The sequence below is a fragment of the Paraburkholderia sp. J63 genome (assembly GCF_905220245.1).
Taxonomy (GTDB): domain Bacteria; phylum Pseudomonadota; class Gammaproteobacteria; order Burkholderiales; family Burkholderiaceae; genus Paraburkholderia.
The window spans coordinates 1-14,454 of the sequence record NZ_CAJMZF010000080.1 but is presented as its reverse complement, the minus strand read 5'-3'; the positions used below and the strand labels follow the sequence as shown (position 1 = coordinate 14,454).

At 65.7% G+C, this 14,454-nt stretch carries 13 protein-coding genes; 3 read left to right on the top strand and 10 right to left on the bottom strand.

The genetic code is table 11. The features are described from left to right. Positions 1 to 182 precede the first annotated feature (182 nt). Positions 183 to 3,782 (bottom strand): indolepyruvate ferredoxin oxidoreductase family protein, encoded by a 3,600-nt coding sequence (locus tag U5775_RS37600; RefSeq protein WP_322063202.1) that lies wholly within the window; start codon positions 3,780 to 3,782, stop codon positions 183 to 185. A 411-nt stretch (positions 3,783 to 4,193) separates the two neighbouring features. Between U5775_RS37600 and U5775_RS37595 the strand changes: the two genes are divergently transcribed. After that, positions 4,194 to 4,391 (top strand): hypothetical protein, encoded by a 198-nt coding sequence (locus U5775_RS37595; protein ID WP_322063201.1) that lies wholly within the window; start codon positions 4,194 to 4,196, stop codon positions 4,389 to 4,391. 145 nt (positions 4,392 to 4,536) lie between these two features. Here U5775_RS37595 and hppD read toward each other — a convergent pair whose 3' ends face one another. Then, positions 4,537 to 5,634, bottom strand: coding sequence for a 4-hydroxyphenylpyruvate dioxygenase (gene hppD, locus U5775_RS37590; protein WP_322063200.1), 1,098 nt, complete (start codon positions 5,632 to 5,634; stop codon positions 4,537 to 4,539). A 145-nt stretch (positions 5,635 to 5,779) separates the two neighbouring features. Here hppD and U5775_RS37585 point away from each other — a divergent pair, with 145 nt between their 5' ends. Next, positions 5,780 to 6,274 (top strand): Lrp/AsnC family transcriptional regulator, encoded by a 495-nt coding sequence (locus tag U5775_RS37585; protein ID WP_322063199.1) that lies wholly within the window; start codon positions 5,780 to 5,782, stop codon positions 6,272 to 6,274. Positions 6,275 to 6,401: 127 nt separating this feature from the next. On the opposite strand, the gene U5775_RS37580 is transcribed toward U5775_RS37585, so the two are convergent. From U5775_RS37580 to paaA, 8 genes are all read right to left on the bottom strand, one after another. Next, complete coding sequence (locus U5775_RS37580) at positions 6,402 to 7,067, bottom strand: GNAT family protein (protein ID WP_322063198.1); 666 nt, start codon at positions 7,065 to 7,067, stop codon at positions 6,402 to 6,404. A 270-nt stretch (positions 7,068 to 7,337) separates the two neighbouring features. Further along, positions 7,338 to 7,940, bottom strand: coding sequence for a TetR/AcrR family transcriptional regulator (locus U5775_RS37575; protein ID WP_322063197.1), 603 nt, complete (start codon positions 7,938 to 7,940; stop codon positions 7,338 to 7,340). Between the two features lie 6 nt (positions 7,941 to 7,946). Further along, positions 7,947 to 8,840: a DUF1835 domain-containing protein gene (locus tag U5775_RS37570; RefSeq protein WP_322063196.1), complete on the bottom strand. Its 894-nt coding sequence runs from the start codon at positions 8,838 to 8,840 to the stop codon at positions 7,947 to 7,949. 227 nt (positions 8,841 to 9,067) lie between these two features. Beyond that, positions 9,068 to 10,156 (bottom strand): 1,2-phenylacetyl-CoA epoxidase subunit PaaE, encoded by a 1,089-nt coding sequence (paaE, locus tag U5775_RS37565; protein ID WP_322063195.1) that lies wholly within the window; start codon positions 10,154 to 10,156, stop codon positions 9,068 to 9,070. A 1-nt stretch (position 10,157) separates the two neighbouring features. Then, positions 10,158 to 10,691, bottom strand: coding sequence for a 1,2-phenylacetyl-CoA epoxidase subunit PaaD (gene paaD, locus U5775_RS37560; RefSeq protein ID WP_322063194.1), 534 nt, complete (start codon positions 10,689 to 10,691; stop codon positions 10,158 to 10,160). A 29-nt stretch (positions 10,692 to 10,720) separates the two neighbouring features. Further along, positions 10,721 to 11,527 (bottom strand): 1,2-phenylacetyl-CoA epoxidase subunit PaaC, encoded by an 807-nt coding sequence (gene paaC / locus U5775_RS37555; protein ID WP_322063193.1) that lies wholly within the window; start codon positions 11,525 to 11,527, stop codon positions 10,721 to 10,723. 10 nt (positions 11,528 to 11,537) lie between these two features. After that, positions 11,538 to 11,822 (bottom strand): 1,2-phenylacetyl-CoA epoxidase subunit PaaB, encoded by a 285-nt coding sequence (gene paaB, locus U5775_RS37550; protein ID WP_028221708.1) that lies wholly within the window; start codon positions 11,820 to 11,822, stop codon positions 11,538 to 11,540. Positions 11,823 to 11,854: 32 nt separating this feature from the next. Continuing rightward, positions 11,855 to 12,853 carry a 1,2-phenylacetyl-CoA epoxidase subunit PaaA gene (gene paaA / locus U5775_RS37545; RefSeq protein WP_322063192.1) on the bottom strand — a complete coding sequence of 333 codons (999 nt, stop codon included), beginning with the start codon at positions 12,851 to 12,853 and terminating at the stop codon, positions 11,855 to 11,857. Between the two features lie 305 nt (positions 12,854 to 13,158). On the opposite strand from paaA, the gene U5775_RS37540 reads away from it, so the two are divergent. After that, positions 13,159 to 14,418, top strand: a complete 1,260-nt coding sequence (locus tag U5775_RS37540) for an SGNH/GDSL hydrolase family protein (RefSeq protein WP_322063191.1) — start codon at positions 13,159 to 13,161, stop codon at positions 14,416 to 14,418. The last annotated feature ends 36 nt before the right edge of the window (positions 14,419 to 14,454 follow it).

Here is a 14,454-nt window from a genome sequence, read left to right as displayed (position 1 = left end):
CGTGGCTTCGGCGAACGCCGCCGTGAACAAGGCTGCGCGTTAAGCGCGGCTTTTAGAGGTCGTTGAGGCGGCGGGGCGTTGCGACGCGCCACTGGCCGCACGAATGAGAAGGGCGCTCCGCTTTTGGCGGAGCGCCCTTCGTTTTTTACGGCTTCATCGCGAAGACGTCGATCAAAGCTGGATCAAGCCGCGTGGCGCGCCGCCCCGTTCTCCGGCGAGCGCCACGTCGCGAGCAGCGTCGTCCACTTCGCGCGCGTGGCCTTGAGGTTGTTCTCCTTCACGTGGCCGTAGCCGCGAATCGCATCGGGCAGATTCGCGAGTTCGAGCGCGAGCGGGAGATTCGCCTCGCTCAATCCGCCGATGATTTCGCGCACGAGCGCCTCGTACTCGCCGATCAGCGCGCGCTCGTGACGGCGTTCCTCGGTACGGGCAAACGGATCGAGCGCCGTGCCGCGCAGGAACTTGAGCTTCGCGAGCACGCGCAAGGCCGTGAGCATGCGCGGGCCGTATTGCTTCTTCACCAGATGGCCCTTGTCGTCGTGCTTCGCGAACGACGGCGGCGCGAGATGGAAATTGAGCTTCCAGTCGCCCTCGAAACTCGCCTTCAGCTTTTCGACGAACGCCGGGTCCGCATAGAGGCGCGCGACCTCGTACTCGTCCTTGTACGCCATCAGCTTGTGCAGGTTCTTCGCCACGGCTTCGGTGAGCGGCTGACCGTTCAGGCCGCCATCGGGGCGGTCGAGCTTCGCTTCGGCGCGCCGCACCTCGTCGACGAACGCGCGATAGCGCTGCGCGTAAGCCTCGTTCTGATACGCGGCGAGATACTGCGCGCGCTTTTCGATGAGCGCGTCGAGCGCCTTGGGCGTATGCAGCGAAACGATCTTCGCGCCGGTGGCATCGGTGTCCTGTGCGGGCCGCTTCACGAGCCGGTCCACGGCCTCGCGATCGTGCGCGACGCGGCGGCCCCATTCGAACGCCGCGAGGTTCTTCTCGACCTGCACCGCATTGAGCTCGATCGCGCGCGTGAGCGATTCGTGCGTGAGCGGCAGCCAGCCGCGCTGCCAGGCGTAGCCGAGCACGAACGGGTTCGTGTAGATCGCGTCGCCGAGCAGCGCGAGCGCATAGCGGTTCGCATCGACGGTGGCGACGTTGTCGGCGCCGGCCGCCGCGCGCACGTCGGCTTCGGTGTTGGAGCCCGGGAACTGCCACTGCGGGTTCTTGATGAACTCGGCCGTGGGCGTGGGCGTGCTGTTGAGCACGACATGCGTCAGGCCTTCGTGCATGCGCGAGACGCAGTCGTCGCCGGCGGTCACGATGGCGTCGCAGCCGATCACGAGCTTCGCCTCGCCCATGGCGATGCGCGTTGCGTGAATGTCGGCCGGGCGATTGGCGATCTGCACGTGGCTCATCACCGCGCCGCCTTTTTGCGCGAGGCCGGTCACGTCGAGCACCGTCACGCCCTTCGCTTCGAGGTGCGCGGCCATGCCGAGCAGCGCGCCGATCGTCACGACACCGGTGCCCCCTACGCCCGTCACGAGCACGCCGTAGGGCTGGGCGATCGCGGGCACGTCGGGCATCGGCACGGGCGGCATCGCGTCGCCGACGACCGTGTTCGACTTCGGCTTGCGCAACTGGCCGCCTTCGACCGTGACGAAGCTCGGGCAGAAGCCCTTCACGCACGAGAAGTCCTTGTTGCAGGTGGACTGGTTGATCTGGCGCTTCGTGCCGTATTCGGTGTCGAGCGGTTCGACCGAAAGGCAGTTCGACTGCACCGAGCAGTCGCCGCAGCCTTCGCAGACGGCCTCGTTGATGACGACGCGCTTCGCCGGATCGGGATACGTGCCGCGCTTGCGGCGGCGGCGCTTCTCGGTCGCGCAGGTCTGGTCGTAAATCAGGATGGACGTGCCGGGAATCTCGCGCAGCTCGCGCTGGATCGCGTCTAGCTGGTCGCGGTGATGGATCGTCACGCCCGGCGCGAGCGAGGTCACGCCCTCGTACTTCGCGGGCTCGTCGGTCACGATCACGATCTTCGCCGCGCCTTCGGCGGCGAGCTGGTGCGTGATCTGCGGCACCGTGAGCACGCCGTCCACGGGCTGGCCGCCCGTCATCGCGACCGCGTCGTTGTAGAGGATCTTGTAGGTGATGTTCGCTTTCGAGGCGATCGCCGCGCGGATCGCGAGCAGGCCCGAGTGGAAATAGGTGCCGTCGCCGAGGTTCGCGAACACGTGCTTGTCGTTCGTGAACGGCGCCTGGCCGACCCACGCCACGCCTTCGCCGCCCATCTGGCTGAAGGTGCTCGTGCTGCGGTCCATCCACACGGTCATGTAGTGGCAGCCGATGCCGGCCATCGCGCGCGAGCCTTCGGGCACGTTGGTCGACGTGTTGTGCGGGCAGCCCGAGCAGAACCATGGCTTGCGCTCGGCCTGCACGCGCGGCTTCGCGAGCGCCTTCTCCTTCGCCTCGATCACGGCGATGCGCGAAGCAATGCGCGCACGCACGTCGGAGGGCATCTCGAACTTGTCCAGACGCGTGGCGATGGCCTTGGCGATGATCGCGGGCGAGAGCTCGTAGTGCGCGGGCAGGAGCCAGTTGCCCATCGGCACCGACCATTCGCCGCCGGCGCCGTCCTTTTCGTCGAACTTGCCGTAGACGCGCGGGCGCTGCGCGTCGGGCCAGTTGTAGAGCTCCTCCTTGATCGCGTATTCGAGGATCTGGCGCTTTTCCTCGACCACGAGAATCTCTTCGAGCCCGCGCGCGAACGCATGCGCGCCCTGGGCTTCGAGCGGCCACACGCAGCCGACCTTGTAGAGCCGCAGGCCGATGCGCGAGCAGGTTTCGTCGTCGAGGCCGAGGTCGGTGAGCGCCTGGCGCACGTCGAGATAAGCCTTGCCGCCCGTGATGATGCCGAAGCGCGCATGCGGCGAATCGATCTCGATGCGATCGAGCTTGTTGGCGCGCACGTAGGCGAGCCCTGCGTACCACTTGTAGTCGAGCAGACGCGCTTCCTGCACGAGCGGCGGATCGGGCCAGCGGATGTTCAGGCCGCCCTCGGGCATCGCGAAGTCTTCGGGCAGGATGATGCTGGTGCGATGCGGATCGATCTCGACCGACGCCGACGATTCGACCACGTCGGTCACGCACTTCATCGCGACCCAGAGGCCCGAGTAGCGGCTCATCGCCCAACCGTGCAGCCCGAAGTCGAGATATTCCTGGACGTTCGAGGGGAACAGCACCGGCAGGCCGCAGGCCTTGAAGATATGCTCGGACTGGTGCGCGAGCGTCGACGACTTGGCCGCATGGTCGTCGCCGGCGAGCACGAGCACGCCACCGTGAGGCGACGAGCCGGCGGAATTGCCGTGCTTGAACACGTCGCCGCAGCGGTCGACGCCGGGGCCCTTGCCGTACCACATCGAGAACACGCCATCGTATTTGGCCGACGGGTACAGGTTCACCTGCTGCGAGCCCCACACGGCGGTCGCGGCGAGGTCTTCATTGACGCCGGGCTGAAAGACGATTTGATGGGCGGCGAGATGCTGCTTGGCCTTCCAGAGGGACTGGTCGAGGCCGCCCAGTGGCGAGCCGCGATAGCCTGAGATGAACCCCGCGGTATTGAGGCCGGCGGCCTTGTCGCGTTCCTGCTGCAGCATCGGCAAGCGCACCAGCGCCTGGATGCCGCTCATGTACGCGCGGCCGCGTTCGAGGGTGTATTTGTCGTCGAGCGTGACGGAAGCGAGTGCGGCTGTAAGCGTTGCGCGCTGACCTGCGTCTAGCGGGGCATTCATTATGTGTCTTCCTCCATCCAACCAATCCGTTGTGGGATCGCCAGAACTTCATGGCCGCGGCGTCTTGTGAACGCTTTGGCCGGGGCTCGCCATCATGGCTTCTTTTAATCGATGGTAGCACTCGGGCAAACCCGCCGCCTCCACGGGAAACCCTGCATGAATCATGCGCGCCGTCATGCTCTGTCAGGCGTTGTTCTGCAGGGCCGTAAGAGCCCTGAAGGACCTGTGTAACAAAGGATGTATCCGAGTTGGTGACCCGGTAACAACGTGTAAAAGTTGCACCGGGGCGGAACCGCTCTTGAATATCCTGTCTAACTCCCTCACCTGTGCGAACCGCGACGCGCCCCGTCCTATTCAGGGCGCGAACGCGGCATTGCGCAGTGACAGGCAGTCTGAAAAAAGGAGTACCACATGAACAATCGACATATCCAGACCTTCCTGACGGTCTCGGCCGCGTTCTTCGCCATGAGCGCGCCGCTGCATTCGAATGCCCGCACCCAGAGCGGCACGAATGCCTCGACCTCGTGCGCGCAGTACACGCTGTGCGCGAAGGCTGACTCGAGCGCCGCCATCCCGGCGGCGCAGGGCGAACAGAGCGTCAAACGTTAATCGCAATGCCGCGCTGATCCGCGCAGCATTCCACTCATATGAGTCCGTTGCCGAGGTGTGCGGTGACGGATTCCAAAACTAAAAAGGGCGAAGATCGTGCGATCTTCGCCCTTTTTGCCTATTCAATCGCGAAACTTCGCGATGCTTAGGCCTTGTCCTTCACCACGCCGCGGCGGATCTGGTCGAGCTCGATCGACTCGAACAGTGCCTTGAAGTTGCCTTCGCCGAAGCCCTGATTGCCCTTGCGCTGAATGATCTCGAAGAAGATCGGGCCGATCTGGTTCTCGGTGAAGATCTGCAGCAGCAGGTCCTCGGGCATCCCGTCGATCAGGATCTTGCGCTTCTTCAGCTCGTCCAGCGGCTCGCCGTGGTTCGGAACGCGGCGGTTCACGAGCTCGTAATACGTGTCGATCGTATCGAGCAGCGCGATCTGCGAGGCGCGCAGGCCGTCCACGGTGCCGTAGATGTCGTTGGTGCCGAGCGCGATGTGCTGAATGCCTTCGCCGTGGTACGCGTCCAGATATTCCTGGATCTGGCCGGCTGTGTCGCCGCCTTCCTCGTTGATCGGAATGCGGATCTTGCCGCACGGCGAGGTCATCGCCTTCGACTTCACGCCCGTCACCTTGCCTTCGATGTCGAAGTAGCGGATTTCGCGGAAGTTGAAGAGGCGTTCGTAGAACTCCGCCCATTCGTTCATGCGGCCGCGATGCACGTTGTGCGTGAGATGGTCGATGTAGGTGAGGCCATGGCCGACCGGGTTCTGCTCGGCGCCCGGAATCGGCTCGAAGTCGACGTCATAGATGCTGATGTCGCCGATGCTGGCCGGCGCCGCACCGTTCTTGCCGCGCCAGCGGTCGACGAAATAGATGAGCGAATCGCCGATGCCCTTGATGGCCGGGATGTTCAGCTCCATCGGGCCGGTCTTGTTGTCGAAGCCCCATGCGCCCAGTTCGAGCGCGTGCTTGTAGGCCTTGGCGGCGTCCTGCACGCGGAACGCGATCGCGCAGATCGACGGGCCATGCAGGCGTGCGAAGCGTTGCGCGAACGAATCCGGCTCGCCATTGACGATGAAGTTGATGTCGCCCTGGCGATAGAGCGTCACGTCCTTATGGCGATGGCGCGCCACGGCGGTGAAGCCCATGCGTTCGAACAGCTGGCCGAGCGCCTTGGGGTCCGGCGCGGTGTATTCGATGAACTCGAAGCCGTCGGTGCCGACGGGGTTCTCCCAGTGGGGGACTTGCATGGTTGTCTCCTAGGTGCGATCGCGGAATGCTGATGTCGTGCGGCAAAGTGTAGCTGTCCAGATTGGGCGAAAGCTTGCGAGTTGGGTCGCGCGATCGGCTATTTGCGCTATAAACTGCCTTTACTTGGACATTGGATGGCAGGAAATGGCGAACGTCGAATTGGACGCGATTGACCGGCGGATTCTGGCAATCCTTCAGGAGAATGGCCGGCTCTCGAATCAGGAGATTGCCGAGCGCGTGAATCTCTCGCCGAGCCCGTGCTTGAGGCGCATCCGGCGGCTGGAGGAAGCCGGCGTGATACGCGGCTATGTCGCGCTGCTCGACGCGCAGAAGCTGGGGCTCGACTTGCTGGCCTATGTGAATGTGCGGCTGGAAAAGCGCGGGCCCACGGCGGCGGGGCGCGAAGGGGTCACGCATGCCGAGCTGTTTCGGGCCGCGGTGCAGACCTGGCCGGAAGTGGTGGCGTGCCACGCGATGACGGGCGACATGGATTTCCTGCTGCGCGTGCAGGTGGAGGACATGGCGCACTTCTCGCGCTTCGTGCAGGACCAGTTGCTCCATCACCCGTCGGTGATCGACGTGAAGTCGAGCTTTTCGCTCCAGACGTTCAAGGAGACCACGGCGCTGCCTATCTTGTAGGTTGCGCGCGGTGAGCCTGCGCCCGCCGACCGCACCGCTTGCCGGACATAAAAAAGCGGCCGAAGCCGCTTTTTTCGCTTTACTTCACCCTATGGGGCTAAAGTCGGGGCCAGCTTCGTGGCAGGAGTCATGCCGCAACCGCTTGCGGGAGGATCGTCTCGATCAGACGGGACGCCTGGCGGGCCTGGCGCTTGAGCGCGTAGTCGAACACGGCGGCCTGCTCCTGGAGCATTTCCGCGATGATGCTGGTCTGGTCTGCGGGTTCGAGCGAGAGATACGCGTCGGCTTCGCCGTAGGCGTACTCGATCTTCATGCCCGACTTCTTCGCGATGTGCATCATCGTGGAGTTGCGCGACAGGCAGTGCATGTAGAGCGTAGTGACGTGCGTATTGCGGCTGCGGATGGCGGCGCGCTCGAACAGCTTCGTGCCGATGCCCTGACCGCGCGCGCTTTCGAGCACGGAGACGCCGAACTCGGCCGTGCGGCCGTTGCCGTCGGCGGGCAGATAGGCCAGATGGCCGACGCCCACGAGCTGCAGCTGATGGTCGAACACGCCGAACACCGTGTCGCGCGTGAAGTCCATCGAGCGGACGTAGTTCTCGATCACGTGGTCCGGTGCGGCCTGGCCGAAACGCAGCAGGCGGTCGTCAATCTCGAGCGCGAGAAAGTGCGTGAGCAGGCGTTCGCGATCGGCGGAGGTGAGGACACGCACCATGGCGGGCGTTTGACCGGACGACAGCGAGCGGCCGGACGGCAGGATCGGCTCGTTGGTTGGGGTCGAATGCTTGTTCATGATGGGTTCTCCCTGGAATGCGAGTGCGGCGCATGCATGATGCAACGCAAAACGGATTCTAGCGGAAACCCTGGGGTCGATCTAGGGAAAACCCGTATTCTGAATCTGAGGGTTGCGTCTAATCGCCAAGATTAGACGCGCAAGTCTTTGATTTTTAACGATTATGTTTTTTGGATAGATTGATGCGTCAACTGTTGTGTCGGCACATCTTATTGCGTTGCATCAATTTGATCTGAGAAATCGACGCTCCGCAGGTGCCTTCAAGTGTCCTCAGGCAGCCTTCAGGCCATGGTCGATCACCTCGATGACCTGCTCGGCGAAGTCCCGATAACCCATGCGGCCGCCCGGCTTGAGCCAGGTGAAGGTCCAGTTGATCATGCCGAACACCATCATGGTCAGCGACGTCTGGTTTTCGGTCGTGACGCGGCCCGGATAGGCGCGGGCGAGCTGGCGCGTGAAGGCGGCGACCACGTCGCGCTGGCGGTTCAGAACGATCTCGCGCTGCGCGTCGACCAGATACTTCACGTCGTTGAGCAGGGCCACATGGCGGCTGTGCGAAGTCTCGTATTCGGTGAGGAAGGCGCGGACCAGCTCCGCGAACGTCTCGCGCTCGTCGAGGCCCCGCCGCTGGCTGGCGCCCTCGACCTCGGCAATGATGAGCATCAGCCGCTTCGTGTAGCGGTCGAGCAGATCGAAGAGGATGGCTTCCTTGCTCTCGTAATAGTGGTAGAGGCGCGCCTTCGAGGTCCCGCTGGCCGCCGCGAGATCGGACATCGACGTGCTCGGGTAGCTCGTCTGCGCGAACTTGGCGGCTGCGAGCTCGAGGATCTGGTCGCGTTGCGTTTCGTGGTCGGGCGCTCGGGTGCGGGCCATGGCGTGTCAGCGGGGAAGGGAAAGGTGGGCAGCAGTGTGGGGGAGCGCGGTGTGTGAGCGATGAGCTGCGGCGCCTTCGCCGGTTCCGGCGGTGCTTGCGCGGGCCGCGCACATGTCGTCGCGCAGGCGTAGTTCACCGGCCGAGGCCAGTTCGCGCAGACGCCAGAGCACCACCGGCTCGCCGACCGTGAAGCCCGCGCCGCCGCGCACGAGCGCCGCGCCGAGCGTGTCGCATGCGAGCCAGGGCGCGCCGGCGGCGGCGGGCGGGTTGACCGGCGGGGCTGCGTCGAGGATCTCGAGGATCAAGGCGTCGAGATCGGCCCAGGTGCCGCTCGTGAACGTGTTGTCGCGCCAGCGGCGCATCTCGCCGTTGGCGAATTTCGCTTCCTGCCATTCGAGCGCGAGCCGCGTGATGCGCAGCACCGAGATCGGCGCGGCGTCGGGCAGACGTGCGTGCAGGCGGCTCGCGGCGGCGTCGGGCGGACCGCTGAGGTCGCCGGCCGCGAGCCGCACCTCGTTCAGGCGCTGGGGCGCCGTGCGCAGGCGGTAGCAGATGCGGCGCAATGCGAGCTGGTCGGCGGCGTCGTGCGTGTGCCAGATCACCACGTGGGCGTCGGCGGCCTCCACGGCGGCGAGCGCCGCGCAGTCGTCCTGCGCGAGCGTCTCGGACACACCGCCAAGGCGTTGCCAGAACGCCGCGCGCTGGACGGCGCCCGGATTGCCCGCCTCGTCGATGTCGCGCAGCGGCCCGACCGTCAGGTCGTCGGCCAGCGCGATGACGCGTTCGGCCGGCGCCGCCGCGAGGGCGGTTTCGGCCCGGCGCTCAGCTTCCCGGGCCTGCAGGGCCTGACGCAGCGCGGCCGCTGCCGGCTCGCCGTGGATGAGGTGGATCGTGGTCATCGACAACTCGTTGCGTTCACCTTGAACGCCGAAGGCGCCCGAAAGCGCGCAAAAGACAAAAGGGGCCGCCCGCGGAGCTGCAGCGCTGCGCTGCAACACCGGCGGGCGGCCCCTAGTGTAAGCGGATCGCCGGAGGGCCGAAAGCGTGTCGTTGCTCTAAGGTGTATTCCTGATGTCGCACAGGAGCGGGCGGCGTCGCGGCTCGCGAGCCGGCTCCGCCGCGTTCATCAGCGCTCGTCGAAGCTCACGACCACGCGCTCGCTGACCGGATGGCACTGGCAGGTGAGCACGAAGCCGTCCTTCACTTCCTGCTCTTCGAGCGTGTAGTTTTTGTCCATCTTCACTTCGCCCTCGAGCACCTTCGCGCGGCAGGTGCAGCATACGCCGCCCTTGCATGCGTAAGGCAGCGCGAGCCCGGCCTTCAGGCCCACGTCGAGCAGGCTCACGCCCTCGTAGGGCAGACGCAGCTTGCGCTTCTTGCCGTCGATGACGATTTCCAGATCGGCGGCCGGGGTGTTTTCGGTGATCTCGACCGCCGGCACGCCCGCCTGCGGCAGCGGCGAGCCGAAACGCTCGACGTGCACTTTCTGCTGCGGCACGCCCGCTTCCTTGAGCGCGGCTTCGGCGGCGTCCATCATCGGGCCGGGGCCGCAAATGAACGCTTCGTCGATTTCGTCGGCCGGCAGCAGCGTCGCGAGGAACTCCGCGCACTTGGCCTGATCGAGCACGCCGTTGAAGAGCTCGACGTCCTGGAGGTCGTCGGAGAGCACGTGATAGAGCCTGAAGCGGTCCATGAAGCGGTTCTTCAGGTCTTCGAGCTCTTCGGCGAACATGATCTGGTCAACGCTGCGATTGCCGTAGACCAGCGTGAACGCGCTGCGCGGCTCGGTTTCGAGCGTCGTCTTGACGATCGCGAGCACCGGCGTGATGCCCGAGCCGCCCGAGAACGCCACGTAGTGCTTGCCGTGCTCGGCGTTCAGGTGCGTGAAGAAGCGCCCGTCGGGCGTCATCACGTCGATCTCGTGGCCCGGCGCGAGCTGATCGAACGCGAAGTTCGAGAAGCGGCCGCCGCGCACGCGCTTGATGCCGATGCGCAGTTCGCCGTCGCGGTCGTAGTCGGTCACGCCGACGCAGATCGAGTACGAACGGCGCGTCTCTTCGCCTTCGATGTGGGTCTTGAGCGTGACGAATTGCCCCTGGGTGAAGCGGAACGCCTCGCGCAGCTCGGGCGGGACTTCGAAAGCGACGGAGACCGCGTCCGCGGTTTCGGGCCGCACTTCGCGGATGCGCAGCGAATGGAATTGCGGAGTGGCCATATCAGTACGGTTTGAAGTAGTCGAAGGGTTCGCGGCAGTCGATGCAGCGGTAGAGCGCCTTGCATGCGGTCGAGCCGAATTGCGCGAGGCGTTCGGTATGGTGCGAGCCGCAGTGCGGGCAGGCGGGCGCGGGCAGCGGCTTCGGCATGAACGTGATCGGCTGTTCGGCCGGGCCGTGGCCCGCGCCGCCGCCGCAGTTGCCCGTGGGCGGCGCGATGCCATAGGCGCGCAGCTTCTCGCGCGCTTCGTCGGTGATCCAGTCGGTAGTCCACGCCGGCGTCAAGGTGGTCGCGATGCGGTACGGCGCGAGTTCGGCGATGTCGAGCGCGTGCGCGACGTCCTCGGCGATTTGCGACATCGCCGGGCAGCCGGAATAAGTGGGCGTGATGACCACTTCGAGCTGGCCGTCGGCGGCGCGTCGCACGTCGCGCAGGATGCCGAGCTCGCGGATCGACACGACCGGGATCTCCGGATCGGGCACCGATTCCAGCACCGCCCAGGCGCGCTCGAGCGCGTGATCTGCTGTCGCTTGCATCGTGACTTCCTCTATTCCTGCGTGGGGACTTACCAGCGCCCGTCCGGGTGCTGGCGCGCGAGGCTCTGCATCTCGGCGAGCACGTAGCCCATGTGCTCCGAGTGCTCGCCGAGCTTGCCGGTCGTGACGTGCTTGACCGGCGCGGGCGTGACGAGCGTCGCTTCTTCGAGCGCGGCTTCCACGTCGGCGCGCCACGCGGCTTCGAGCTGCGCGGCAAGCGGCGCGATGCCGGCTTCGGCCACGGCGGCTTCCACGGCGTCGGTGCTGAAGAATTCGCGCGTGTACGGCATCAGCCAGTCGAGTGCGGCCTGGGCGCGCGCGTGCGACTCGTCGGTGCCGTCGCCGAAGCGGATCAGCCATTCGCGCGCGTGATGCACGTGGTAGCGCGTTTCCTTGATCGAGCGCTCGGCGATCGCGGCCAGCTGCGGATCGGCGGAACGCAGCAGCGCGGTCCACAGGTGCGCCATCAGCGAGGCATAGAGGAAGTTGCGCACGATCGTCACGGCGTAGTCGTTCGACGAATGCGTCGTGCCGACGAGCGGGCCGAAGTGCGGCAGCTCCGCGAGCGTGTAGTTCGCGAACTCGCGCTCGGCGCGGAAGTAGGCGTAATCGTCCTCGGTGCGCTCGCGGCCGGTGAGGGCCTTTTCGAGCGTGGCTGCGTGCGTGTAGAGCAGGCGCGCCTGGCCGATGAGGTCGAGGCTCATGTTGGCGAGCGCGATGTCTTCTTCGAGGATCGGGCCGTGACCGCACCATTCCGTATTGCGCTGACCGAGGATCAGCGCCGTGTCGGCGAGGCGCAGCACGTACGCGAGGTGTTCTTGCGTGGGCGTCGTCATGTGGGCGCTCTTACATGTGGTTGACTTCGTCGGGCAGCGTGTAGAACGTCGGGTGGCGATAGATCTTGTCGCCGGCCGGCTCGAACAGCTCGGCCTTCTCGCTCGGATCCGACGCTGTGATCGCCGACGACGGCACCACCCAGATGCTCACGCCTTCCTGGCGGCGCGTGTAGACGTCGCGCGCCATGCGCAGCGCCATCGAGGCGTCGGAGGCGTGCAGGCTGCCGCAGTGCTTGTGGTCGAGGCCCTGCTTGCTGCGCACGAACACTTCCCAGATCGGCCATTCCTTGTTCATCGTGGATCTCCTTCTTGCTTCCAATGTTTGGGTTACGCGGCGTGCTTTTCGGCGCGCTGACGCTGCTTTTCGGCATGGGCGAGGGCGGCTTCGCGCACCCACGCGCCTTCGTTGTGCGCCTTCACGCGCGTGCCGAGGCGCTCGCGGTTGCACGGGCCGTCGCCATTCACGACGCGCCAGAATTCTTCCCAGTCGATCGTGCCGTAGTCGTAGTGGCCGCGCGCCTCGTTCCATTTCAGATCGGCGTCGGGCAGCGTGACGCCGAGCACCTTGGCCTGCTCGACCGTCGCATCGACGAACTTCTGGCGCAGGTCGTCGTTCGAGATGCGCTTGATCCCCCATTTGGCCGACTGATTGCTATGGACCGAATCGGCATCGCTCGGACCGAACATCATCAGCACCGGCCACCACCAGCGGTTCACGGCTTGCTGGACCAGCTCGCGCTGCGCTTCGGTGCCTTTCATCATGGCGAGCAGGGCGTCGAAGCCCTGGCGCTGGTGGAACGACTCTTCCTTGCAGATGCGGATCATCGCGCGCGCGTACGGCCCGTAGGTGCAGCGGCACAGCGGGATCTGGTTCATGATCGCGGCGCCGTCGACGAGCCAGCCGATCACGCCGACGTCGGCCCACGTGGGCGTCGGGTAATTGAAGATGCTCGAATACTTGGCCTTGCCCGCGTGGAGCGCGTCCACCAACTGATCGCGCGAAACGCCGAGCGTTTCCGCCGCGCTATACAGATAGAGGCCGTGGCCCGCTTCGTCCTGGACCTTGGCGAGCAGGATCGCCTTGCGCTTGAGGCTCGGCGCGCGCGAAATCCAGTTGCCCTCGGGCAGCATGCCGACCACTTCCGAGTGCGCGTGCTGCGAAATCTGGCGCACGAGCGTCTTGCGGTAGGCTTCGGGCATCCAGTCCTGCGGCTCGATCTTGCCGTCCGCGGCCATGATGGCGTCGAATTGCGCTTGTTCTGGCGAGGCCGCGTCCGCATCGAGCGGGGCGACATTGCCGGGAATGTCGAGGGATTGCGTGTACATGGAGACGCTCTCGTCAGTGTTGGGTATGGCGCAGTATAAACCAACCGACCGGTCGGTAAATCAATTTTTTGCGCCTTATCAAAAAGGGCTCGAGCCTCAAAAGAGGGCTGGGAGCCTCGCTTTGAGTTTTAGCGGATCGACGGCCGGTTATTGTGGATTTTCAGCGTGGCTCGCGCCGTGGCCGTTGTGGTAGCCGTGGCCACCGTGGCTTTCGTCAGGACGATGGAAGGTTCCAGCACGGGCGATGGGGCACAATGGGCGCTTTGCCCGCTCACTTCCCCTGCACTCCCTGACTTCGCTCCCGGATGAAGATTTCCCTTGCCCCCCTCGCGGCCGGCGCCGCGCTGCTCGCCTCGCTCGTTTTTTCCGCACCGGCCTTTGCCGAACAGCCTTCCGGCGCCCAATGGGTGACGAGCTGGGCGACGGCGCTCCAGTCCATCCCCCAGCGCGATGCGCTGCCGCCGCTCTATCGCGCGCCGGACGTCGCTGGGCGCACGGTTCGGCAGATCGTCTATCCGACGCTGGGCGGCGAGCTTGCCCGTGTGCATATCAGTAATCTCTACGGACGCACGCCGCTTGTGATCGAGGCCATGGCGATTGCGCCGTCGGCGGGCGGCGCGGCGGTCAGCGGAGCGGAGACGGTGCGGGTGACGTTCGGCGGGCGGGCGGCGGTGTCGTTGCCGCCCGGTGCCGAGCTCGACAGCGATCCGGTTCGGATCGCCCTGAAGCGCGGCGCGCCGTATGCGATCAGCACCTATATGGGGCCGCAGCAGAACATGGTCGCGTGGCACCGCGTGTCGAATCAGGTGAACTATGTGTCGCGGCCCGGCGACCATGTGGCCGATCCGTCGATGGGTGCGTTCACCCAGCGCTTCACGCAATACGCGTGGGTCACGGGGCTGGCGGTCGAGGCGCCGGGGGCGTCGACGATTGTCGCCATCGGCGACTCCATCACCGACGGCATGCGTTCGTCGCTCAACGAGAACCGGCGCTGGCCCGATGCGCTGGCGCGCCGCCTTGCGCGCGAGCAGGGCGCCAATCTGGCCGTGATCGACATGGGGATCAGCGGCAACCGCCTGTTGAGCGATTCACCGTGCTACGGCGAGGCGCTCGAGCGGCGCTTCGAGCGCGACGCGCTGCGCCCGGGCGTGCGCGCGGCGGTGCTGCTCATCGGCATCAACGACATCAACTTCCAGGCGATGCCGGCCCGCTCGGGCCTCGACTGCGATTTCCCGCATACACACGTGAACGCCGACGACCTGATCGCCGGGTATCGACGCGTAATTGCTGCGGCCCATGCGCGCGGCGTGCGCATCTTTGGCGCGACGCTCACGCCGGCGTCGCTGCCGCCGGAGCGCGAAGCGATCCGTGCGAAGGTGAACGAGTGGATCCGCACGAGCCACGCGTTCGACGGTGTGGTGGACTTCGATGCGGCGCTGCGCAACCCCGCCGATCCGCTGCGCCTGCGCCGCGAATATGACAGCGGCGATCACATTCACCCGAGCGATGCGGGCTACGAGGCGATGGCGAATACCGTGCCGCTGGCGGCGTTGGCCGGGAAGTAGGGAATTTTTTCGCCGCCCCCTTGCGGGGCGGCCGCG